This is a genomic window from Brevibacillus sp. SIMBA_040, assembly GCF_046535075.1.
Taxonomy (GTDB): Bacteria; Bacillota; Bacilli; order Brevibacillales; family Brevibacillaceae; genus Brevibacillus.
Map to the genome: position 1 here is coordinate 311,757 of NZ_JAWRXI010000004.1, position 20,985 is coordinate 332,741.

Sequence of the window (20,985 nt, forward strand, 5' to 3'; positions counted from 1 at the left end):
AGAAGGATGATTGGCAGGGTCTTTGCTTTTATTTCTGTGGCAGTAGCTTCGCCAGCTCGTCACGAACCAGCTGTCCCATCTCAAGCGTACCGATGGCCTTGCTGCGGTCAGAAGCGATATCGCCAGTGCGATGACCTGCTTCGAGCACGGACCACACTGCATTCTCGACAGCAGCTGCTGCTTCATCCATCTCCAGGGAGAGACGAAGCATCATCGCTACGGAGAGGATGGTTGCGAGTGGGTTGGCAATGCCTTGACCCGCAATGTCAGGTGCAGAACCGTGTACCGGTTCGTACAATCCGAAGCTACCAGCAGCGAGGCTTGCGGATGACAGCATACCGATGGAGCCTGTAAGCATGGCTGCCTGGTCGCTCAAAATATCGCCAAACATATTTTCCGTCACGATGACGTCAAACTGTTTTGGAGCACGTACCAGCTGCATCGCGCAAGAGTCTACCAGCTGGTGAGAAAGCTCAACATCCGGATAGTCTTTTGCTACACGCTCAGCTACTTTGCGCCAGAGGCGGGAGCTTTCCAGCACGTTTGCCTTGTCAACAGATACCAGTCGCTTTTGACGCTTGCGAGCAATGTCAAAGCCGACACGGATAATCCGTTCTACTTCCGCTTCATTATAGATGCATTGGTCTTCGGCCACTTCACCGTTCGGACCGTCGTAGCGTTTTTTCTCACCGAAGTAAATGCCTCCGGTCAGCTCGCGAACGACGATCAGATCTACACCCGAAACGACTTCTGGTTTCAGAGATGAAGCATCTACCAGAGAGCTGTGCATGGTAGCTGGACGAATGTTGGCAAACAGCCCCAGTGCCTTGCGGATACCGAGCAGACCTGTTTCCGGGCGCAAATGTCCCGGGTTTTGGTCCCACTTTGGCCCGCCAACCGCTCCAAGCAGAACAGCGTCTGCCTGTTTGGTCAGCGTGATCGTTTCTTCTGGCAATGGTGTTCCATCCGTGTCGATCGCGATACCACCGATACGACCTTCTTCACATGTAAAAGTGACGCCTTCCCGTTCCCCAACGAGGGTGAGGACTTTGACCGCTTCCTGCATAATCTCCGGCCCAATACCGTCTCCCGGAAGAACGGCGATGCGATAATTTTTCTTCATCGTTTATCCCGCTTTTCTTTTCTGTAGTGGTTTGCAGTTCCTACTGGCTCTTGTCGTTCGTATCCAGTTGCCGATCAATATGTGTTAGTTCGCAGCTACGGGCACGGACTCTCCACGGCGCTCCAAAATCTTGTTGATTGCTCTGACGTAAGCAATCGCGCTCGCTTCCAGTACGTCTGTGCTCACACCGCGTCCTGTTACAGTCAAATCACCCTGTTGCAGACGGACGAATACTTCACCGAGTGCATCTTTTCCATGAGTAACGGAAAGGATTTTGTAATCAACAAGGGTTACATCTTCACTTGTTGCACGGTCAATCGCCTTGTAGATCGAATCGACCGAACCATTGCCGCACGCTGCCTCTTCCACAACAGAGCCGTCCGGACGAGCCAGACGTACACTCGCTGTCGGTACAGAAATGTTGCCATAGGCAAGCTGAACGGACTCCAGCTGGAATGCTTCAGGACCGCGTACCATTTTGGCATCGACGAGAGCGAGAATATCGTCGTCACTGATTTCCTTCTTCTTGTCGCACAGCACTTTAAACGCTGCAAATGCTGCGTTTACCTCTTCCTGCTCGAGGTGATAGCCGAGGTCTACAAGCTTTTCCTTGAACGCATGGCGTCCGGAGTGCTTGCCAAGAACCAGTTTGTTCGACTTGAAGCCAACGGACTCAGGACGAATAATTTCATACGTCGTAACTTCCTTCAGCACGCCGTCCTGATGAATTCCAGATTCGTGTGCAAAGGCGTTCGCCCCTACTACTGCTTTGTTCCCCGGAACGATCATACCTGTCAAGCGGCTCACCAACTGGCTGGTACGAGCAATTTCCTTCAGATGCAGCTTAGTAGTTGCCTGATAGTAATCCTTGCGTGTTTCGAGTGCAAGTGCCACTTCTTCCAGAGCAGCATTACCCGCACGCTCACCGATACCATTGATCGTACCTTCTACCTGTGTTGCCCCGCCTTCGACCGCAGCCAAGCTGTTTGCTACAGCCATACCGAGGTCATCATGGCAGTGACAGCTCAGGCGAATATTTTCGGTCGCAGGAACACGCTGTCTCAACTCACGGAAAATATTTCCGTACTGATACGGTGTCATGTAGCCCACCGTATCCGGAATGTTTACTGTCGTAGCGCCTGCCTTGATGACAGCCTCTACTACCTCCGCCAAAAAGTCAATTTCAGTACGTGCTGCATCCTCTGCGGAGAATTGTACTTCCGTGAAGTACTTTTTCGCATAGGTGACTGCTTCCACTGCACGAGCAAGGACTTGCTCCTTGCTCATGTTCAACTTGAACTCACGGTGGATCGGTGATGTTGCAAGAAAGACGTGGAGGGATGCGTTTTGCGCGTTGCGTAGCGCTTCGTATGCCTTATCCATGTCGTCTTTGACGGCACGTGCCAGGCTGACGATGGTGGAATTCTTCACCCGCTTCGCCACTTCGGCCACAGACTTTTGGTCACCTGGGGAAGCAGCTGCGAAGCCCGCCTCAATCCTGTTTACTCCCAGCTTTTCGAGTTGAAGGGCGATCTCCACCTTCTCGTTCGTGCTGATGTTGACGCCTGGAGACTGCTCCCCATCACGTAGTGTTGTATCAAAAATCTCAATGGTCCGCATGAACTTTTCACCTCCACATTTTTTCCTACATGATATATATATCTTGTGAGCCTATTTATTATTGACCGATTTTCGCTTCTTCTTTTTTGGTGTCTTTGTTCAGCCAAGACATCATGCCACGCAGCTGCTCACCTACTACTTCGATGCCATGCTCGGATTCGAGGCGGCGACGGGAAGTGAAGCCAGGGCGGTTAGCTTGGTTTTCCAAGATCCAGTTGCGTGCGAATGTACCATCTTGAATTTCTGTCAGAACTTTTTTCATTTCTTTGCGAGTTTCGTCTGTGATGATGCGACGACCGATGCTGTAGTCACCATACTCTGCAGTGTCAGAGATGGAGTAACGCATACGAGCGAGTCCACCCTCATACATCAGGTCAACGATCAGCTTCAGCTCATGCAAGCACTCGAAGTACGCCATTTCAGGAGCATATCCTGCTTCTACCAATGTATCGAAACCAGCTTTAACCAGCTCGCTTGCGCCACCACACAATACTGCTTGCTCACCGAACAGGTCTGTTTCGGTTTCTTCACGGAAGCTCGTTTCGATTACGCCAGCACGTGTGCAACCGATACCGCTTGCGTATGCGAGAGCGATGTCTTTCGCATTGCCAGTCACGTCTTGATGGATTGCAATCAGGCCAGGAACGCCAAAGCCTTCTTGGTATACACGGCGAACCAGGTGACCCGGGCTTTTTGGAGCTGCCAGGATAACATCAATGTCAGCTGGTGGTACGATTTGAGCAAAGTGTACGTTAAAACCATGGGAGAAGCACAGAGTAGAACCAGCTTTCAGGTTTGGAGCGATTTCTTGACGGTATACATCTGCTTGGCGCTCGTCTGGCAGCAAGATTTGGATGAGGTCTGCACGTTTTGCAGCTTCTGCTACAGTCAGTACTTCAAAACCGTCTTTTACCGCTACATCCCAAGATTTCCCTGGGCGCAGACCTACTACTACTTTATAACCACTTTCGCGCAGGTTTTGTGCTTGCGCATGACCTTGACTACCGTAGCCGATGATTGCGATTGTTTTACCACGAAGTGCCTCTTGTTTTACGTCTGCTTCATAATACATTTTTACCATTTGTATAGCCTCCCTAAAAATAATGTTAGTTTGAATTTCAATTCTGAATTTTGCAATTTAAACCGTTGCTGCGGCTGTTGCTGGAACAATACTACGCGCCATGGCTACAGAACCTGTTCTCGTCAGTTCGAGAACACCGTAGCTTTGCAAAAGAACAAGAAGCGCGTCAATCTTTTCGGTATCTCCCGTTACTTGTACGATCAGCGAGCTTGGGCCCACATCAACGATCGCTGCGCGAAACGGCTCCACAATCCCGTTCAGCTCTGCAAGCTGGCTAGGTGATGCACTCACCTTGATCAGTGCAAGCTCCCTCGATACATAAGGGTTCTCGCTGAGGTTGACTACGGAGATTACATCAATTAATTTGTAGAGCTGCTTCATTAATTGATGGATCTGACGGTCATCTGCCCCGGTAGAAATGATCATTCGGGAAAGCCCTTGTTCCTCTGTGCCTCCCACCGTAATGCTGTCGATGTTGAAACCGCGCTGACCAAACAGTGTTGCTACTCGGGTCAAAACGCCTGGCTGGTCGTTGACGAGAACGGAAATGGTATGTTGCTGCATCCTAGTCGTCCCCCAATTCCATCTGATCTAATGTGTCGCCTGATGCTACCATCGGATATACGTTTTCCTCCTGTGCTACACGGAAGTCGACGACTACCGGACCATCGTGACGCAGTGCTTCTGCCCAAACGGCTTCGGCCTCTTGTGGAGTGGTTGCACGCAAGCCTTTGACACCATATGCTTCCGCGAGTTTGACGAAATCCGGGCTGCAGGTCAGGTCGATCTGGCTGTAGCGGTTATCGTAGAACAGCTCCTGCCATTGACGAACCATTCCCAGGCATTGGTTGTTCACAATCGCTACCTTCACCGGAATGTTGTATTGGGAGACAATCGCCAGCTCCTGATTGGTCATCTGGAAGCCTCCGTCCCCAACTACGGAGATAACCGTGCGTTCTGGGTGAGCGATTTGTGCGCCAATCGCAGCAGGGAAGCCAAAGCCCATCGTGCCTAGACCGCCTGAAGAGATAAACGAGCGCGGATGCTTGAACTTGTAGTATTGAGCTGTCCACATCTGGTGTTGTCCAACGTCTGTTGTGACGATCGCTTCCCCATCTGTGGAGCTGTACAAGAGCTCGATAACTGCTTGTGGCTTTAATACATCGCCATCTTTTTTATACTTGTACGGGTGCTGTGCCTGCCATTCTTTCAGCTGACTGATCCACTCTGCGGAATCACATGTACGCGCCAATGGGATGGCTTTTGCCAGTGTGCTTTTTACATCGCCAGCTACCGTCACGAGTGTTTCCACGTTTTTCCCCAGCTCTGCCGGATCGATGTCAACGTGTACGATGCGCGCTTTCGGAGCGAACTCTTTTGTGCGACCCATAGTGATCCGGTCATCGAAGCGAGCACCCAGACCTATCACACAGTCTGCATTGAGCAATGCCTGGTTTGCTGTATAGTTACCGTGCATGCCTGGCATCGCCAGTGACAATTCATGTGTACCTGGGAATCCACCCAGTCCCATAAAGGTGTTGATCACTGGAATGCGCGCTTTTTCTGCAAAAGCGAGGAGCACTTCTTCCGCCTTGGAGGAGATGATCCCTCCACCTGCCAAAATAACAGGTCGCTTCGCTTCACCAATCGCCTGGACAAATGCCTGCACCTCTGCATCACTTGGGACAAGCGTATCGTGATAACCGCGAATCTCCACTTTGTCCGGATACGTGAACGGCGCTTTTGCATTGGCGACATCCTTTGGAATGTCGATTAGAACTGGACCAGGGCGACCAGTTGTCGCGATGTGGAATGCTTCTTTCACGACTCGCGGCAAATCGCGGATATCGCGAACGAAATAGCTGTGCTTCGTGATCGGGATTGTAATCCCTGTGATATTTGCCTCTTGAAAAGCATCTGTTCCAATGAGCGACTGTGCTACGTTACCGGTGATGCAAACCAGTGGAACCGAGTCCATTTGGGCTGTAGCGATCCCGGTCACCAGGTTCGTTGCCCCTGGACCAGAAGTGGCGATACATACACCAGGCTTGCCGGTTGCACGAGCATACCCGTCAGCAGCGTGGATGGCTCCCTGCTCGTGTCGGGTCAAGATGTGCTTGAAGTAGCTCCCGTACAGCGAGTCGTAAATGGGGAGTACAGCCCCACCCGGATAACCAAAGATGTATTCAACCTGCTCCAGAATGAGACAGCGCAAGAGCGTTTCTGCTCCTGTCACTTCTTCACCGAACTGAATCGGTGGAATGCCGTTCTTTTTCTGCAATTCGGCCATTTCAACACTCATTTCTTCTCCTCCTCCCACTTCTTAAGCAGGTATTGTAAATAACTATAGACACATAGAAAAACCCTTTCGCCCCGACACGGTTCTTTTTCCATGTCTTTTGGGGCGAAAGGGTTCGCGGTACCACCCAACTTTATCGACGCCTCGCGGCAGCCGATCTCAGCCAGTCACAACTAATGTGGACTGTAACACGCTAACGGGTGTTAATCGGTTTGGCCTACTGCCTACGTAATGTAGATTTCAGCAAAACGGCTCGGAGGTGAGCAATGCATCGTACCCTATACCCGTTTCTCAGCAACCAGGGCTCTCTGTAAAAGGGGTAACGTGCACCATCCTCGTCTTAGCCTACTATTAAAACAATATTTTCAATATTGCTGTTGTCAGAATATAAAGTGTTACGTCTGATTATAGCTAGGCACCTAGGGGGTGTCAACGGAAACAAAAAGATTTTTCTAGACTTTCGTCCGAACGAATGCTCAGTAGGAAACGGCTTAACAGCGCGGGTTTTAGCTGTAAGCGGATACATTTCATCTTATTCTTGTCCCTCGTCTGTACAGAAAAAAGGAGGGGCTTTGGTGTCCCTCCGTCGACTTTCTCAGGCTTTTTACCCCTTGTTTTGCAAACCTTCGATCAAAATATTAGCGACTTCTGGACGAGTGAATTCCGGGGGTGGCGTCTTCTTGTTTCGCAGCATTTCCCTTACTTTTGTTCCAGAAAGTGTCAGATGGTAATTCGCTTCGTGTGGGCATGTTTTCGTAGTCGCCATCCCCTGGCAGGCCGTGCAGTAAAAGCTGTGTTCAAAAAATAGCAGCTGTATTCCCAGCTCCTCTGCAGCAAATTCGGAAAAAATATGCTGGGCATCGTAGGTTCCGTAATAATCGCCTACTCCTGCATGATCACGTCCAACGATAAAGTGCGTGCAGCCGTAGTTTTTACGTACCATTGCATGAAAAACAGCTTCACGCGGACCTGCGTATCGCATCGCTGCAGGGAAGGCCGCCAAGAGCACGCGCTTTGCCGGATAGTAGTTTTCAAGAAGCGTCAGATAGCTGTTCATGCGTACTTCTGCTGGAACATCATCCGATTTTGTTTCTCCCATCAGCGGATTAAGAAAGAGACCATCTACAATCTCCAGTGCCGCCTTTTGAATGTACTCATGAGCACGGTGCACGGGGTTGCGCGTTTGAAAGCCCACTACCGTCTTCCAACCCTTTGAACGAAATATTTCTCTCGTCTGGAGCGGAGTCAAATAATAGTCAGAGAACCTCTCCGGGCGTGGTCGCTCCAATACCTCGATCGGTCCACCCAAATACAGATCAGGCTTGTCAAATAGCTTCTTCACACCCGGATGAGCGAGATCATCCGTGCGAAAGACCTGCACAGCTTCGCGGGCTTTATCTGGTTGATAGCGGCTCTTTACCTGAAGCACCGCATAATCGACACCATTTTCTCCACGCAAAAGGACCTGATCACCGATCTGTATATCATCATGCTCCGCTGCATCTACCGCCAGCGTGACTGGCAACGGCCAAATCGTACCGTCCGCAAGCCTCATCGTCTCTACAACCGAATGATAATCAGCTTCACCGAGAAAGCCCGTCAATGGAGAAAAAGCCCCGATTGCCAAGCAATCAATGTCCGATAACGTCCATCTGTCAACGGTAATGGCTTTTTTTATCCCATGCAGCCTGTTTGCATCCTGCCGGTCTGTCAGCAAATGAACGAGAGACCCGCCATGGGGCAAGCTTGTATGCATCTGGTATCCCCCTCCTGTCTCTCTCATTTGTGCAGTCCACATTCTGTCTTTTCAAAGCCGGCCCATCGTCCTGCACGCGGGTCCTGACCAGGCAGAACTGCCCGGGTGCAGACGCTGCAGCCAATACTGGGATAGTTGTTGTCATGCAAAGGATTGTATGGAACATCGTTTGCATGTATATATTCCCACACCTGGCCATCCGTCCAATCCACAAGCGGATTAAACTTGACCAAATTGAATTTTTCATCCCATTCTACTTTTTTGGCATTCGCGCGCGTGGGAGACTGCTCGCGCCGAATCCCCGTAATCCATGCCTGATAGCCCGAAAGTACCCGCTGCAGCGGTTCTACTTTGCGGATTTGGCAGCAAAGATTTGGATCCTTCTCCCATAAATTGTCCCCATGCGCACTCGCCTGCTCAGCCAGCGTCAGCTTTGGCAAAACCTGAATAAACGTCGTACTGTATCTCTCCTGCAGCTTGTCACGTGTGGCATACGTTTCAGTAAAATGCTTGTTGGTATCAAGGTAAAAAACAGGCATGGTCGGCGCCAACTTGTGCAGCATATCAATGAGCACAACATCCTCTGCACCAAAGCTAGAAGCGAGAACAAGTCCACCGGCATAGTTCTCCACCGCTTTTACCAACACTTCCTGCGGCGATTTCGCTTCCAGACGGTACGCCCACACCTGTAATTCCTCATCCGCCATCATGTGGCGATTACTCATCAGCGAAACTCCTTTCTTGCGAGGATTCATCCATCATCATATGTGGGTTCGCCCGAAGTGGCGCTTCGTCCCTTTGACAAATCTTGACGACAAGTGCTTTCCAAATGAAAAAGCCATCAGACAAGTGTCTGACGGCCTTCTCGAAGGTACATGGCTTATTTATCTTTTTTGCTTTCAGCTGTTGCCGGAAATAAGAAGGCTGCTCCAGTAGGAGTCGTCACAGTCGTATTTGGAGTCGTGTCCACAAGCTTTGCATGTGTAGTCTGTCCGCTGCCAAAGAAAAGAGGTGGCGCGTCTACGTTGTCTTTAGATTTTGCAAATGCTCCCGGAGCGAGCAACGCCGAACAAACGATTGCAGTAGCACCCATCATCATCCATTTTTGTTTTTTCATATATTAATCTCCCCTATCCAATGTTTTCCTTCTACGCTTCTCATTGTATTGCATCAGGTAATCCGCTCGACACGGACGGGGGATTGTTTTTCTCTCCTACTTAAGTCTGATTCAAAAATCCCCCTCCAACCTGTTGATTGCGCAAGTAATAAATGGCTTCCATCACACTGTATGACAGCTTTCCTTTTCACGTGTGGACAGATGCTTTTCGGTAAAAGCTTATTTTGGCAACAAAAAAAGCCGATCCTTTCCAAAAGGAAAGATCGACTTTTACTTGATACGCTACTTACGCGTTCAGTTTGCCTTTAGCAACAGTTGCCAATTCGTTGAACGCAACTTTGTCGTTAACAGCCAAGTCAGCCAGCATTTTGCGGTTAACTTCGATGCCAGCAACTTTCAGGCCATGCATCAAACGGCTGTAGGACAGACCGTTCATGCGAGCTTGTGCGTTGATACGAGTGATCCACAGTTTGCGGAAATCACGTTTCTTTTGACGACGGTCACGGTATGCATACATCAGGGATTTCATTACCTGAGCGTTTGCAGATTTAAACAGGCGATGTTTGGAACCGAAATAACCTTTCGCCAGCTTCAGGATTTTCTTATGACGACGGCGTGTAACAATGCCACCTTTTACTCTTGGCATACTAACTCCTCCTGGTCTTTCCAGCATGGCGGCCTATTGCTAGGCGCTTAGGGAGCTCATGCTGCGTGATGGTTGTAATAAATATACTTACAGGTATGTGAGCATTTGCTCAATGCGTTTTTGATCGCCTTTGGATACGAGTGCAGCTTTGCGCAGGTGACGCTTCGCTTTTGTCGATTTGTTGGCAAACAAGTGGCTACCAAATGCGCGGTCGCGCTTCAATTGGCCGCTTCCAGTTTTCTTGAAACGTTTCGCAGCAGCCTTGTTGGTTTTCATTTTAGGCATCTGAAAAATCCTCCTGTCTAAACTACTTACTTACTTTCCGCTTTCGGTGCCAAAATCATGATCATGCTGCGGCCCTCGATCTTCGGTTTGCGCTCAGGCGCAGCAAGATCTTCACACTGGGCAGCTACACGTTCCATAACGGCAAGTCCGATTTCGGAGTGGGTGATTTCACGTCCACGGAAACGGATCGAACACTTCACCTTGTGCTGATCCTCCAAGAACTTACGGACGTTGCGAAGCTTTGTTTGAAAATCGTGTTCCTCGATGTTGGAAGAAAAACGCACTTCTTTCAGCTCGATGATCTTTTGGTTTTTACGTGCTTCCTTTTCCTTCTTCGCCTGCTCGTACTTGAACTTTCCGTAGTCCATGATACGGCATACAGGCGGCTTGGCTGTAGGAGCAACGTTCACCAGATCCAATTCGGCTTCTTGGGCGATGCGTAGTGCTTCTCTAAAGGGCACAACTCCCAATTGGCTCCCGTCAGCGCCGATTAGTCGGACTTCACGGGCACGGATCGCTTCGTTAATCAACATTTGATCCTTGCTAATACTTGCCACCCCCGTCAATTTCGAGAAGGAACAAAAATGTGCGAACGCATTCTGCGCCCGCACATATCTCACCTAGCAATTTCATCAGATCCAAAGATCTTTGCATAAGAGTTACCTGTCAACAGTCGGTAGTGACGTCGACCCAGGTGAGAAGCTGGGCGCCTCTGCTTGTTCTCGAAGTATGAAGTGTTAATTTATACACGCCTTTTATAATACAGGGTCAAATTATCTTTGTCAAGGCATATCACTATTTATCCCCCGATGTGGGACATTTCTACTTTTGATCGTTTGGCAAGACCCGGCGTTTCTTTCAGCCGCTCTTCTGAATAGCGATCATCGCGCATTTCCCAAATGGAGCGAATCTGTTCCCTGATTTCTTCATCACTGTGCCCCGCACGCAAAGGCTCACGCAAATCCTCACCCGTAGAGGCAAACAAGCAGTTGTACATTTTCCCCTCTGCTGATAAGCGTGCTCTTGTACAGGTGGAGCAGAACGCTTGAGTCACAGATGAAATCAGGCCGATTTCCTGATCTGATCCAACATAGCGGTAACGCGACGCCACCTCGCCAAAATAGTTAGGGTCGATCGCCTCAAGCGGCATTTCCTCATGAATCATGCGTACGATCTCGCTGGATGGAACGACCTGATCGAGCTTCCAGCCGTTGCTATTGCCCACATCCATGAACTCGATGAAGCGCAAGGTATGTCCCGTCTCATGGAAATAGCGAGCCATTGGCAAAATGTCTTGATCATTCACGCCGCGTTGAACAACCATATTGATTTTAATCGATAGTCCTACCTCTGCTGCCGCACGGATTCCTTCCAATACCGTTTCAACCTGATAGCCCCTACCGTTCAATTGTCCAAAGCGTTCGTTGTCCAAGCTGTCCAGGCTGACCGTAACCCGATCCAGTCCTGCATCCTTCAAAGCCTGAGCATGACGCGCCAGCAAAGAGCCGTTAGACGTCATCGCGATATCGTGAACGCCTTTTACCTGCCGAATCATGCGAATCAAATCAGGGAGATTTTTCCGCATTAATGGCTCACCACCGGTAATGCGAATTTTGCCAACACCAAGGGAGGTAAAAATGTTTGTCAGACGGGTAATCTCTTCAAAGGACAACAGCTTATGTTGTGGTAAAAATTCAAAATCCGGACCAAAAATTTCGGCAGGCATGCAATAACGACATCGAAAATTACATTTGTCCGTTACGGAAATGCGCAAATCCCGAAGAGGCCGTTTTCGTAAATCAAGCACTTGATCTTGCATGGCAGTGTCCCCCTTTCTATCTACTACCTTGATACCCTCACTACTCTCCCAAGGAAAACGATGAATAGAGAATCTTTCCTGAATCTCGACAGCTGTAGCCACCCAATGTCTCGACTTCTTCCATGAACTCGTTAGAGCGAATACAAGCGAGCAGCTCCTGACCTTGACTGCTTCGGTAAAAAGAGGCGCTCATCACCAAGTCGTATCGCTCCTCAGAGACAGGAATAAAATCGAGATCCATCGCGTGTGCGGCAGAATAAATGCCTAGTCCGACATCCGCCGTCCCGCCTGCTACTGCGGCAGCCACGCTCAGATGAGATACCGCTTCACGCGAATAGCCATAGATGAGCTCCCGATCTATATCGCTTGTTTTTAACAAGTAATCAAATAACAGTCGTGTGCCTGCTCCTCGCTGTCGATTCATATACGTTACGCCTGGTTTGATCAAATCTTGAACAGATGTGATTCCAAGCGGATTTCCCTTCTTCACAAACCACCCTTGCTGTCGGTAGACCAACTGAATCAGCACAACCTCTTTATCACGTAGGTATTTTTCAATAAAGGGTTGATTGTACTCCCCAGTATGTTCATCAAACAGATGAACACCCGCTACATGAGCCTCTCCTTTTTGAATCGCCAATAAGCCACTCATGCTCCCTACGTGCGACGAAACGAGAAAACGCTTTGGATTCGTCTTGCGAACCAAGGAATGAAGCACGTCCATCGCCAGATCGTGGCTACCGGTTGCTACCATGGTATTTTGAATCTGCTCAAGCGGACGATACAGCTCAATCTCTACTTCCTCCCCCTGCTCATATCCCAAATCTCCCGGGGGAATACGCAAGAGTCCATCCGCTCGCACCATCGACATGGTTACCCCGGCTGAGCGAGTCAAAGGATTCGCGATGTATCGCGCGTCTATCGAGCCAATCGTCACGCGAATAAAATCCTCCGCGCCCATGACGGAGACAATCCGCCGTCCCATGATCGCTTTGACGCGCTGCCTCCCAGGCTCCAGCAATCCGTAATAATGATACACCAAAGAGCGGGCAAACCACTCCAGATTCAGATAGGCGGAAACCGGATAGCCAGGCAAGCCAATGACTGGTTTTTCATTCACGACGCCTACCACAACCGGCTTTCCAGGACGGGTCGCTACGCCATGCGTCAGCACCTCGCCAAGCTCCTCTACTACATGAACTGTAAAATCTTCTCGCCCTGCAGATGATCCTGCATTTAAGAGTACCATATCTGCGTCCTCCAGGGCGGCTTTTACTGCATTTTGGATCAGCTCATAGTCATCTTTCACAATGCCACAGTAAACGGGCTCTGCCCCCCACTCCTGCAAATACGCCGCAAAGACGGTTCCGTTGAACTCGATGATTTCTCCAGAGGCGACCTCCGCAGTTGGCTCAATCAGCTCGGTTCCTGTAAGAATAATCGCTACGCGTGGTTTCCTCAGTACTGGTACTGTTACGTTCCCGCCCGCTAGCAGCGCTCCCAAATCAACGGGCCTCAGCTTGTGCCGGTTGGGGACAATCATCTCTCCTATGACAACATCCTCGCCGATCGGGCGAATATGCTGCCATGGTGCTACAGCCTCAAGAATTTCAATCGTCTCCGCATCGACCTGATGAATATGCTCAATCATAATAACAGCATCATAGCCATCAGGGATCGGATCACCTGTGTCTACCTCTACATAGTCCACATCATATATGAGTCGTACAGGTTGCTGCTCACACGCTCCATACGTTTTTTCTGCACGAACTGCGACCCCATCCATGGCAGAGGCATGAAAATTAGGCATGGACACATTAGCATAGATAGAAGCAGCTGTCACTCGCCCCAGCGCTTCTCTTGTCGGGATCACTTCTACAATAGGCGTAAAGCGGATGCGGCTTGCGATTCTCTCCTGCGCTTCCTTCAGCGGCGTATCTTCTAAGTAGATTTTACGCATCTTACTCCTCCTGAAATTTCATCGTTTTCATACGTGCTATCTACCCGATCCATTATTGAAACAAATGAACCTGTACCAGATCGCCTTCTAAAATTCCTTCTTTGTTCGCCTCTATTTCCACCATACCATCGCTTCGAACCAAGGTAGAAATCAGGCCGGACTTGCCGAAAACAGGTACGGCCCACAATCCGTCTAAACGCTCTTCCAGTTTGACGCGAATATAATCCGATCGCCCTACCGAAGAAGGGATGTTGCGGGATATACGTGCACGGATACGCTGATCAATCTGCGCAGGCGCTTGCCCCTGCAATTTTTGCAACAGCGGTGCGACAAACAGGTGAAAAATGATTAATGCCGATGCAGGATGACCTGGCAATCCCATGACAGGCTTTTCCCCTGCCTTGGCGACTATCGTTGGCTTTCCAGGCTTGATCGCCACACCGTGGACCAAAACCCCCGGATCACCCAACGATTGCATGACTTGCTCCGTGTAATCGCGCGTCCCAACAGAGCTGCCTCCAGAAAGAAGCAGGAGGTCAGCTTGACTGAAAAGCTCATTTGCCTTTGCGGCAAATGCTTCGTAATCATCAGCTACAATGCCTCCATAAATAACCTTGGCGCCACATTGACTGGCAGCTGCACCGATTGTAATACTGTTGATGTCCCGCACTTCACCGGGAGCGAGCTCTCTTTTGTCAGGAGAAACGATCTCGTCACCAGTCGATAAAATCGCAACAACAGGGCGTGGATACACTCGCACAGTCGTTAACCCAATCGCAGAAAGGACCCCTAGATCTTGCGGACGCAGTCGCTGTCCCGCTTCCATGACCAAGTTGCCCTTATTCACATCATCACCTGCTCGAATGATGTTTTCTCCTGGCGCAACCTGCCGATACACGTTGAGCAAATCATTTATTTCTTCTACATGCTCGATCATCACAATGCTATCTGCGCCTGCCGGAAGCATGCCTCCTGTAGGAATAGCCTGTGCCTGGCCTTCTTTCAGAGCCAGAGCAGCTTCCTTTCCCATCTCAATTTTGCCCGTGACGGTAAGGAAGGCTGGCAATGAATCAGACGCTCCGTACGTGTCTTTAGCCCTGACGGCAAATCCGTCTACTGTAGATCGGTCGAAATGCGGAACCTGCTCATCAGCTACAATATCTTCGGACAGAACCATATCCAGTGCTTCCGTCAATGGTAACTCGATAGGCTTTGCAATCGGATGAAAGTGATTTGCAATCACACCCAACGTTTCCGCTACCGTTTTCACATTGAAAAATTTCATGAGTGCCTCCATCGTTTCTTACTTGTCAAAATCCTTTATAATAAAAAGAAAAAGGGGAATATTCCAAAATGATCGTAAAGGTATTCGCTAACTTCCGTGAAATTTGCCAAGCCAAATCGGTAGAGGTACCGATGGATAATGGCAATCGGGTCATCGACATTATGGAGACACTGATCAAAATGTATCCTGCTTTAGAAGAGGAGATCTTTACACCGGAGCGAACATTCAAACCGTTTGTACATGTATTTATCAACGGACGCAACATCATTCATGCGGATGGACTGCAGACCCGCGTATTGGAAAGTGATCAGTTTGCGCTGTTCCCGCCGGTGGCAGGAGGATAGGATGATTGATACAACCTTGGAGATCAGAGGCATTCCGGTCAATCATTTAGTCTTGTACCTGGTGGAGTGCGGGGGAATAGTCCAATCCGAAGCTTGGCCAATCAGCATACTTGGCGATTGCTGGCAAGCAGATTTACTCCGAGAAGAGACTGTAACGATTACTTCCCGTTTTCACGTAAACGCCGTGTTTGTCCACTTCAGGTCTGATGATGAAGACCGTTTTGCTCACTTTATGAAACGTTTTCGCACCAAGCTTTTGAGAGTCGGCGGATGATCGGTAAGAGTGGAAGAAAAGAAGGTGGAAACAGGTTTCCACCTTCTTTTTGCCTGTTTTACACGATGTTCAATTCTTTCAGCTTATCCTCTGGTACGACACCTTCAACCCAGCCGCGAACTTGATAGTACTCATCCAGCATGACATCCATTCTGCTCACATGCCCTGCGCTGTTTCCTGTTGCCGGCTCTTCTGTAAAGCGTTTTGGCAAGTGATCATCCTCACGCTTATTAAATCCAGCCATATTGTTGTAATGGCGTTCCAGATTGTAAATACGCTCACCGATTTTCATCACATCATCGGCTGTCACCTGAACACCAGTCATCGTAGAATATTGTTCTGCATAATTCTCTGCATTCTCGGAGAAGGAGGAGAATTTGCAAATATTCATGGAATCAGAGAAAGCGAGCAGGTCTTGGAACACCATCAACAGCTCACCTTTTCCTTCTGGCACGAGGCGATCCGTTGGCATCGGAATGCCTGCGATCTCACTCGCAACCGTATAACCACGCAAATGACAAGCTCCGCGATTGCTTGTTGCATAGCCGAGGCCAATCCCTTGGATACCACGCGGATCATAGGCAGGAATCGCTTGACCTTTTACGCACATCGCGAGGTTTTCGTCCCCAAAATGCTTCGCAGCGCGTGCGGTCCCCTCAGCAAGCACATCACCGATTCCTCTACGGAAGACCATCATTTCTGTCAGCTCGATCATGCGATCTGCATCGCCCCAATCGATTTTTTCCTCCGTTAACCCGCGCTCATACGCCTCCATCATACAGGAGAGCGTATTCCCCAGCTCGATTGTGTCCATGCCATGCTCATTGCACAGGTTGATCATATAAGAAATAGGTGCTGCGTCACCTACACCGCAGTTTGCTCCCAGCGCCCAGCCTGATTCATACTCAAAGCTTTCTACACGCGTCTTGTACTTGCCTTCCTTCACTTCTACTTCCTTCTTACAAGCGACTGGACAGGCGTGACAGGTGTTGTCAGCTACAAGCAGGGTAGCGTTTACGGTTTCGCCGCTGTGTCCCTCAGCAGCATCCCACTGGGTGAACTTTGAGTTCATCGTCGGGAGAGCCCCTACCTCGTTGATGATACTCGTCAAAACGTTCGTTCCATATACGGAGAGACCGCCTTTTTTCGGAGCGGTCAGTCCGCCCTCCATAATGGCTTTCAGCGCCTTTTGATTTGCTTTCTTGTATTCCTCATCCTGTGCAGGCTGTGGCATATTTCCTTTTTGCGCAGCCTTGATGACAATCGCTTTCAGTTTTTTGTAGCCAGCTACTGCACCTGTCCCGCCACGTCCAGCTGCGCGATCATTCTCATTCATAAAACCAGCGTAGCGTACGAGATTTTCACCCGCTTGTCCGATACAGATCACGCTGAGGTCTTCTTTGCCATAGCGGTCTTGCATCGCACGGACAGTCGCTCTCGTACCTTGTCCCCACAAATCACTCGCATCACGCAGTTCGCCTTGGCCGTTTTCGATATAGAGATAGACAGGCTTGTCACTGGTCCCTTTGAAGATGACGTTATCAATACCGGACCATTTGAGACGCGCTGCCGACCAACCTCCCATGTGCGAATCGGTAACTGTTCCAGTCAAAGGTGACTTCGTAACCATGCACAAACGGCCACTCATGGACGAACGTGAGCCCGTTACCGGTCCCGTCATGATACAAAGGATGTTTTCAGCGGAAAACGGTTCCACTTCAGGGCCATTGTCATACACATACTTAACCCCGAGCCCGCGTCCCCCGATATATTTCTTTGCCAGTTCCTCATTGATTTCCTGATATCCGACTGCACCCGATGAAAGATCGACCAAAATTTCACGATTTTTAAACCCACCGAGATTCATGGTTTGACTCCTCCCTTTCTTCATTCTTATTAAAATCGCTAATAATAAGTACCTAGTTCGACTATTATGTGGGAAATCCTCCCTAAATACCAGTGAAACTCAGCAAAATTAGCAATATTTCGATTAATTTCTTGCCTAGTTCCCTAGTGGTAAAGTATGTTATTTATAGGTAAAAGCATGTAAAACTAACTCGAACTAACTCAAACCAATTCAACCAAACTAAAAAAAGGGGTGACGTTTTGGAGAATGAGTATCTGACTCCGGATGAGGTTGCCGTCGCACTCAAGCTCACTCGCTATACTGTTTATGAAATGATCAAACGTGGTGAATTGCCAGCCGCTAAAATTGGACGAGCGCTGCGAATTTTACGGACCGATTTAGACAGCTTTATGCACAAAAACAAATCACGAGAGGAGCATACGACTTATCAATTGACCAATGCCGTGCATTTGCAAAAGCAGCCTCTCGAAATCCTATTTGCCGGCAGTCACGACCTCACAATTGACCTGCTCACACGTAAATTGGCAGAGCGCGGAATCACTCTCCTACCTGCTTTTTGCGGCAGCCTGGATGGCTTGATCGAGTTGTACAAAGGCAGGGTAGAGATGGCCGGAACTCATCTGCTGGATCGTGCGAGCGGTGAGTATAATCTGCCGTATATTCGCTGTTTGCTCCCAAACGAGGGCGTATTGGTCATCAATCTGGTCAGTCGCTGGCAAGGCTTTATGGTTCCGAGGAGCAACCCCAAAATGATTACAAGCTGGAGCGAATTATTAAGTGGACATCATCGCATTGCAAACAGACAGCGCGGTTCCGGTACGCGAGTCCTCCTTGATTTCAACATGCAGCAGTTAGGGGTCTTGCCAGGAGAAATTCCAGGCTACGATTTGGAATTAACCACGCATTATGCTACTGGCTCAGCAGTCCTTCAGGGAACCGCGGATGCTGCTTTGGGAATCGAGAGTGTGGCACGCGGGCTTGGACTTGATTTTTTCCCCATTCATGAGGAACGCTACGACTTGGTCATCCCCGCTCATCTGAGCAAGCAGGAGCGTTTCCAAGATCTGCTGAACATACTGCAGGACCCTGTCTTTAAACAAGGCGTCGTTGCACAAGGCGGATACAACATTTCGATGACTGGCAAACAAATTTCCAGAATCAATTGAAGTTTCTATCTCTTGGTAAAGGAGCAATCCCGTCATGATGAAGAGGTTTTCTTTGTTCTATCCCTTTGTCCTAGCGCTTGTTTTGATGCTACTGTCCGCCTGTTCACCGCAATCTTCACAACCTAGTTCTGCGACACCAACGCCTGAAGCCACTACTCCCGCCACAGCTTCCAAGGAAGCCAAGGAGATCGTGCTTGCTACCACCACCAGTACACAAGACTCTGGACTTCTCGATAGCCTCCTCCCCGTCTTCGAGCAAAAGACCGGCATCAAAGTGAAGGTCGTTGCTGTCGGCACTGGACAAGCTATTAAATTGGGAGAAGACGGCAATGCCGACGTACTACTGGTGCACGCTCGCAAATCCGAGGATGAATTCATGGAAAAGGGTTTGGGAATCAACGCCTACGATGTCATGTACAACCAGTTTTACATCGTTGGCCCTTCTGATGATCCTGCCGGATTGAAGCAGGCGAAAACGGCAAAGGAAGCGATGGAAAAAATAGCAGCGAACAAGTCTAGCTTTGTCTCCCGCGGAGATGATTCTGGAACAGATAAAAAAGAAAAGAGCATCTGGAAGGAAGCAGGAATCACGCCTGAGGGCAGTTGGTATCTCTCCTCCGGGCAAGGAATGGGCGAAACCTTGCAAATGGCAGATGAAAAGAAAGCCTATACCTTGACGGACGAAGCAACCTTCTTATCTCGCAAGCTCGGTCTTCAAATTGTCATGCAAGGAGACAAGTCTCTTTTGAATCCATATGGCATCATTCAGGTCAAATCTTCTGCCAAACAAGAGGAGGGCTTGCAATTGATTCAATTTTTCACAGGCGAAGAAGGTCAAAAGCTCATCGGCGAATTCGGACAAGCCACCTATGGAAAAGGTCTGTTCGTGCCTGATGCCAAAAAACGATAGGAGTTTTTGACGATGATGTTTACCCCTGAAGTATGGGAGGTCATCTGGCTCTCCTTGCAGGTTACGACTACTTCCGTGCTGATCGGAATGCTCATCGGCATCCCGGCAGGTGCCTTTCTCGGATTGTATTCCTTTTCAGGGAAGCGTTTGATAGTCATCCTGATTTACACATGTATGGGCCTGCCGCCTGTTTTAGTAGGTGTAGTTGTCTATCTGCTTCTCTCTCGCTATGGTCCACTCGGCTCGCTGGACCTTTTGTTCAGTACAGAGGCCATGATTATAGCGCAAGTGATATTGGTAACCCCCATTATCGCTGGCTTGACAATGGCCGCCGTACAGGCAAAAGAAAACGCCTACTGGGAGACAGCCAAAAGCCTGGGGGCAAGCCCGTCTCAACTGATGGTCACCATCATCAAGGAGGCTCGCGGCGGGATCTGGTCTGGTATTGCTGCCGCCTATGGACGCGCTATTTCTGAGGTCGGCGCCGTCATGCTGGTCGGCGGCAATATTGAGCATCACACCCGGGTCATGACAACCGCAATTATTTTGGAGACGAGAACGGGTAACTTCTCCGGCGGACTACAAATGGGGTTTGTTCTCTTGGCCATCAGCTTTTTGTTCAACAGCTTTATGATGGTCGGAATGCTGAACCAGATGAAAGCAAGGAAAAGGTGATCGGATGAATCAGTTGGAGCTGCAAAATATCGCGGTAACGTACGATGAACGCACCATTTTGGACGTAGATCACATCTCATTTGAACGAGGAAAAATGTACGGGATTGTAGGTCCTAGCGGAGCAGGTAAAAGCACACTGCTGAGGGTCATCAACCTGTTGGAAAAACCGGAGCGAGGCAGCATGGGTTTCTTCGGATCGCAGGTAGCGCTGTCGTCCCTGACTCATGCCAAAGGATTGTCCATTCAACGTCAGATGGGCTATGTCGCGCAAAAGCCATCTATGTTTCACGCTTCTGTTTTTGACAATGTTGCATTGGGACTGCGCTATCGCAAATTGGATCGGTCACAGATTCACGCTCTAGTCCACGAAGCGTTGCAGTACGTCGAGCTGTCGCATCTGGCAAACCAAAGAGCAAATACGCTCTCTGGTGGAGAGGCCCAGCGAATCGCTCTTGCCAGGGCACTTGTTTACGAACCGACCCTGCTCTTGCTTGACGAGCCTACCGCCAGCCTCGATCCATCCAACATCAAAATTTTCGAGCGGGTCATTCAAATGATTAACCAGAAAAAGAAGACAACCATTCTCATGATTACGCATAATTTGCCACAAGCAAGACGACTTGCACATGTTTGCCTGTTTTTATTTCACGGACGGATCGTGGAATACAGTGAAACCGAAACGTTTTTTAACCGGCCTGCGTGCCATGAGCTCCAGGATTTTGTCTCCGGCCGTATGATCTGTTGAAAGCAGAAAGGAG

General features: G+C 49.5%; 21 protein-coding genes. 6 read left to right on the forward strand and 15 right to left on the reverse strand.

The window, feature by feature from the left end:
• Positions 1 to 28: 28 nt before the first annotated feature.
• The 14 genes from leuB to SB752_RS09450 all read right to left on the reverse strand — a co-directional run bounded on the left by leuB (position 29) and on the right by SB752_RS09450 (position 14,991).
• A complete protein-coding gene (gene leuB / locus SB752_RS09385; protein ID WP_289134783.1) occupies positions 29 to 1,123 on the reverse strand; it encodes a 3-isopropylmalate dehydrogenase in 1,095 nt (364 codons plus the stop codon).
• A gap of 84 nt (positions 1,124 to 1,207) precedes the next feature.
• Entirely contained in the window at positions 1,208 to 2,743 is a 1,536-nt protein-coding gene (locus SB752_RS09390) for a 2-isopropylmalate synthase (RefSeq protein ID WP_410715394.1), read from the reverse strand.
• A 58-nt stretch (positions 2,744 to 2,801) separates the two neighbouring features.
• Positions 2,802 to 3,824, reverse strand: a complete 1,023-nt coding sequence (gene ilvC / locus SB752_RS09395; protein WP_410715395.1) for a ketol-acid reductoisomerase — start codon at positions 3,822 to 3,824, stop codon at positions 2,802 to 2,804.
• Positions 3,825 to 3,881: 57 nt separating this feature from the next.
• Positions 3,882 to 4,388, reverse strand: coding sequence for an acetolactate synthase small subunit (ilvN, locus tag SB752_RS09400; RefSeq protein WP_410715396.1), 507 nt, complete (start codon positions 4,386 to 4,388; stop codon positions 3,882 to 3,884).
• 1 nt (position 4,389) lies between these two features.
• The gene (ilvB, locus tag SB752_RS09405; RefSeq protein WP_410715397.1) at positions 4,390 to 6,126 is read right to left on the reverse strand and encodes a biosynthetic-type acetolactate synthase large subunit; all 1,737 of its coding nucleotides are present in this window, start codon (positions 6,124 to 6,126) and stop codon (positions 4,390 to 4,392) included.
• Positions 6,127 to 6,727: 601 nt separating this feature from the next.
• The gene (sat, locus tag SB752_RS09410; RefSeq protein WP_410715398.1) at positions 6,728 to 7,879 is read right to left on the reverse strand and encodes a sulfate adenylyltransferase; all 1,152 of its coding nucleotides are present in this window, start codon (positions 7,877 to 7,879) and stop codon (positions 6,728 to 6,730) included.
• A 23-nt stretch (positions 7,880 to 7,902) separates the two neighbouring features.
• On the reverse strand, positions 7,903 to 8,604 hold the full coding sequence (locus tag SB752_RS09415) for a phosphoadenylyl-sulfate reductase (RefSeq protein WP_410715399.1): 702 nt from the start codon (positions 8,602 to 8,604) through the stop codon (positions 7,903 to 7,905).
• Between the two features lie 155 nt (positions 8,605 to 8,759).
• Positions 8,760 to 8,996, reverse strand: coding sequence for a hypothetical protein (locus SB752_RS09420; protein ID WP_410715400.1), 237 nt, complete (start codon positions 8,994 to 8,996; stop codon positions 8,760 to 8,762).
• 286 nt (positions 8,997 to 9,282) lie between these two features.
• Entirely contained in the window at positions 9,283 to 9,642 is a 360-nt protein-coding gene (gene rplT / locus SB752_RS09425; RefSeq protein ID WP_103105736.1) for a 50S ribosomal protein L20, read from the reverse strand.
• A gap of 87 nt (positions 9,643 to 9,729) precedes the next feature.
• Complete coding sequence (gene rpmI, locus SB752_RS09430; protein WP_012685334.1) at positions 9,730 to 9,927, reverse strand: 50S ribosomal protein L35; 198 nt, start codon at positions 9,925 to 9,927, stop codon at positions 9,730 to 9,732.
• A 26-nt stretch (positions 9,928 to 9,953) separates the two neighbouring features.
• A complete protein-coding gene (gene infC, locus SB752_RS09435) occupies positions 9,954 to 10,460 on the reverse strand; it encodes a translation initiation factor IF-3 (protein WP_103105858.1) in 507 nt (168 codons plus the stop codon).
• A gap of 266 nt (positions 10,461 to 10,726) precedes the next feature.
• Positions 10,727 to 11,746, reverse strand: coding sequence for a GTP 3',8-cyclase MoaA (gene moaA, locus SB752_RS09440; RefSeq protein ID WP_410715401.1), 1,020 nt, complete (start codon positions 11,744 to 11,746; stop codon positions 10,727 to 10,729).
• Between the two features lie 40 nt (positions 11,747 to 11,786).
• The gene (locus SB752_RS09445) at positions 11,787 to 13,706 is read right to left on the reverse strand and encodes a molybdopterin biosynthesis protein (RefSeq protein ID WP_410715402.1); all 1,920 of its coding nucleotides are present in this window, start codon (positions 13,704 to 13,706) and stop codon (positions 11,787 to 11,789) included.
• A 52-nt stretch (positions 13,707 to 13,758) separates the two neighbouring features.
• The gene (locus tag SB752_RS09450; RefSeq protein ID WP_410715403.1) at positions 13,759 to 14,991 is read right to left on the reverse strand and encodes a molybdopterin molybdotransferase MoeA; all 1,233 of its coding nucleotides are present in this window, start codon (positions 14,989 to 14,991) and stop codon (positions 13,759 to 13,761) included.
• A 68-nt stretch (positions 14,992 to 15,059) separates the two neighbouring features.
• On the opposite strand from SB752_RS09450, the gene SB752_RS09455 reads away from it, so the two are divergent.
• Positions 15,060 to 15,335, forward strand: a complete 276-nt coding sequence (locus SB752_RS09455; protein ID WP_410715404.1) for a ubiquitin-like small modifier protein 1 — start codon at positions 15,060 to 15,062, stop codon at positions 15,333 to 15,335.
• Between the two features lies 1 nt (position 15,336).
• The gene (locus SB752_RS09460) at positions 15,337 to 15,609 is read left to right on the forward strand and encodes a MoaD-like domain-containing protein (protein WP_410715405.1); all 273 of its coding nucleotides are present in this window, start codon (positions 15,337 to 15,339) and stop codon (positions 15,607 to 15,609) included.
• Positions 15,610 to 15,667: 58 nt separating this feature from the next.
• On the opposite strand, the gene SB752_RS09465 is transcribed toward SB752_RS09460, so the two are convergent.
• Positions 15,668 to 17,476 carry an aldehyde ferredoxin oxidoreductase family protein gene (locus SB752_RS09465; RefSeq protein WP_410715406.1) on the reverse strand — a complete coding sequence of 603 codons (1,809 nt, stop codon included), beginning with the start codon at positions 17,474 to 17,476 and terminating at the stop codon, positions 15,668 to 15,670.
• Between the two features lie 239 nt (positions 17,477 to 17,715).
• Between SB752_RS09465 and SB752_RS09470 the strand changes: the two genes are divergently transcribed.
• The 4 genes from SB752_RS09470 to SB752_RS09485 are packed head-to-tail and all read left to right on the forward strand — an operon-like array spanning position 17,716 to position 20,972.
• The gene (locus SB752_RS09470; RefSeq protein WP_410715407.1) at positions 17,716 to 18,642 is read left to right on the forward strand and encodes a substrate-binding domain-containing protein; all 927 of its coding nucleotides are present in this window, start codon (positions 17,716 to 17,718) and stop codon (positions 18,640 to 18,642) included.
• 34 nt (positions 18,643 to 18,676) lie between these two features.
• Positions 18,677 to 19,552: an ABC transporter substrate-binding protein gene (locus SB752_RS09475; RefSeq protein ID WP_410715408.1), complete on the forward strand. Its 876-nt coding sequence runs from the start codon at positions 18,677 to 18,679 to the stop codon at positions 19,550 to 19,552.
• A 12-nt stretch (positions 19,553 to 19,564) separates the two neighbouring features.
• Complete coding sequence (locus tag SB752_RS09480) at positions 19,565 to 20,227, forward strand: ABC transporter permease (protein ID WP_410715409.1); 663 nt, start codon at positions 19,565 to 19,567, stop codon at positions 20,225 to 20,227.
• Between the two features lie 4 nt (positions 20,228 to 20,231).
• A complete protein-coding gene (locus SB752_RS09485; protein WP_410715410.1) occupies positions 20,232 to 20,972 on the forward strand; it encodes an ABC transporter ATP-binding protein in 741 nt (246 codons plus the stop codon).
• Positions 20,973 to 20,985: the final 13 nt, after the last annotated feature.

What these genes read in the sequence shown, in the direction of transcription:
- leuB (WP_289134783.1), bottom strand. Translation starts at nt 1,123, where the DNA reads ATGAAGAAAAATTATCGCATCGCCGTTCTTCCGGGAGACGGTATTGGG.
- SB752_RS09390 (WP_410715394.1), bottom strand. Translation starts at nt 2,743, where the DNA reads ATGCGGACCATTGAGATTTTTGATACAACACTACGTGATGGGGAGCAG.
- ilvC (WP_410715395.1), bottom strand. Translation starts at nt 3,824, where the DNA reads ATGGTAAAAATGTATTATGAAGCAGACGTAAAACAAGAGGCACTTCGT.
- ilvN (WP_410715396.1), bottom strand. Translation starts at nt 4,388, where the DNA reads ATGCAGCAACATACCATTTCCGTTCTCGTCAACGACCAGCCAGGCGTT.
- ilvB (WP_410715397.1), bottom strand. Translation starts at nt 6,126, where the DNA reads ATGAGTGTTGAAATGGCCGAATTGCAGAAAAAGAACGGCATTCCACCG.
- sat (WP_410715398.1), bottom strand. Translation starts at nt 7,879, where the DNA reads ATGCATACAAGCTTGCCCCATGGCGGGTCTCTCGTTCATTTGCTGACA.
- SB752_RS09415 (WP_410715399.1), bottom strand. Translation starts at nt 8,604, where the DNA reads ATGAGTAATCGCCACATGATGGCGGATGAGGAATTACAGGTGTGGGCG.
- SB752_RS09420 (WP_410715400.1), bottom strand. Translation starts at nt 8,996, where the DNA reads ATGAAAAAACAAAAATGGATGATGATGGGTGCTACTGCAATCGTTTGT.
- rplT (WP_103105736.1), bottom strand. Translation starts at nt 9,642, where the DNA reads ATGCCAAGAGTAAAAGGTGGCATTGTTACACGCCGTCGTCATAAGAAA.
- rpmI (WP_012685334.1), bottom strand. Translation starts at nt 9,927, where the DNA reads ATGCCTAAAATGAAAACCAACAAGGCTGCTGCGAAACGTTTCAAGAAA.
- infC (WP_103105858.1), bottom strand. Translation starts at nt 10,460, where the DNA reads ATGTTGATTAACGAAGCGATCCGTGCCCGTGAAGTCCGACTAATCGGC.
- moaA (WP_410715401.1), bottom strand. Translation starts at nt 11,746, where the DNA reads ATGCAAGATCAAGTGCTTGATTTACGAAAACGGCCTCTTCGGGATTTG.
- SB752_RS09445 (WP_410715402.1), bottom strand. Translation starts at nt 13,706, where the DNA reads ATGCGTAAAATCTACTTAGAAGATACGCCGCTGAAGGAAGCGCAGGAG.
- SB752_RS09450 (WP_410715403.1), bottom strand. Translation starts at nt 14,991, where the DNA reads ATGAAATTTTTCAATGTGAAAACGGTAGCGGAAACGTTGGGTGTGATT.
- SB752_RS09455 (WP_410715404.1), top strand. Translation starts at nt 15,060, where the DNA reads ATGATCGTAAAGGTATTCGCTAACTTCCGTGAAATTTGCCAAGCCAAA.
- SB752_RS09460 (WP_410715405.1), top strand. Translation starts at nt 15,337, where the DNA reads ATGATTGATACAACCTTGGAGATCAGAGGCATTCCGGTCAATCATTTA.
- SB752_RS09465 (WP_410715406.1), bottom strand. Translation starts at nt 17,476, where the DNA reads ATGAATCTCGGTGGGTTTAAAAATCGTGAAATTTTGGTCGATCTTTCA.
- SB752_RS09475 (WP_410715408.1), top strand. Translation starts at nt 18,677, where the DNA reads ATGATGAAGAGGTTTTCTTTGTTCTATCCCTTTGTCCTAGCGCTTGTT.
- SB752_RS09480 (WP_410715409.1), top strand. Translation starts at nt 19,565, where the DNA reads ATGATGTTTACCCCTGAAGTATGGGAGGTCATCTGGCTCTCCTTGCAG.
- SB752_RS09485 (WP_410715410.1), top strand. Translation starts at nt 20,232, where the DNA reads ATGAATCAGTTGGAGCTGCAAAATATCGCGGTAACGTACGATGAACGC.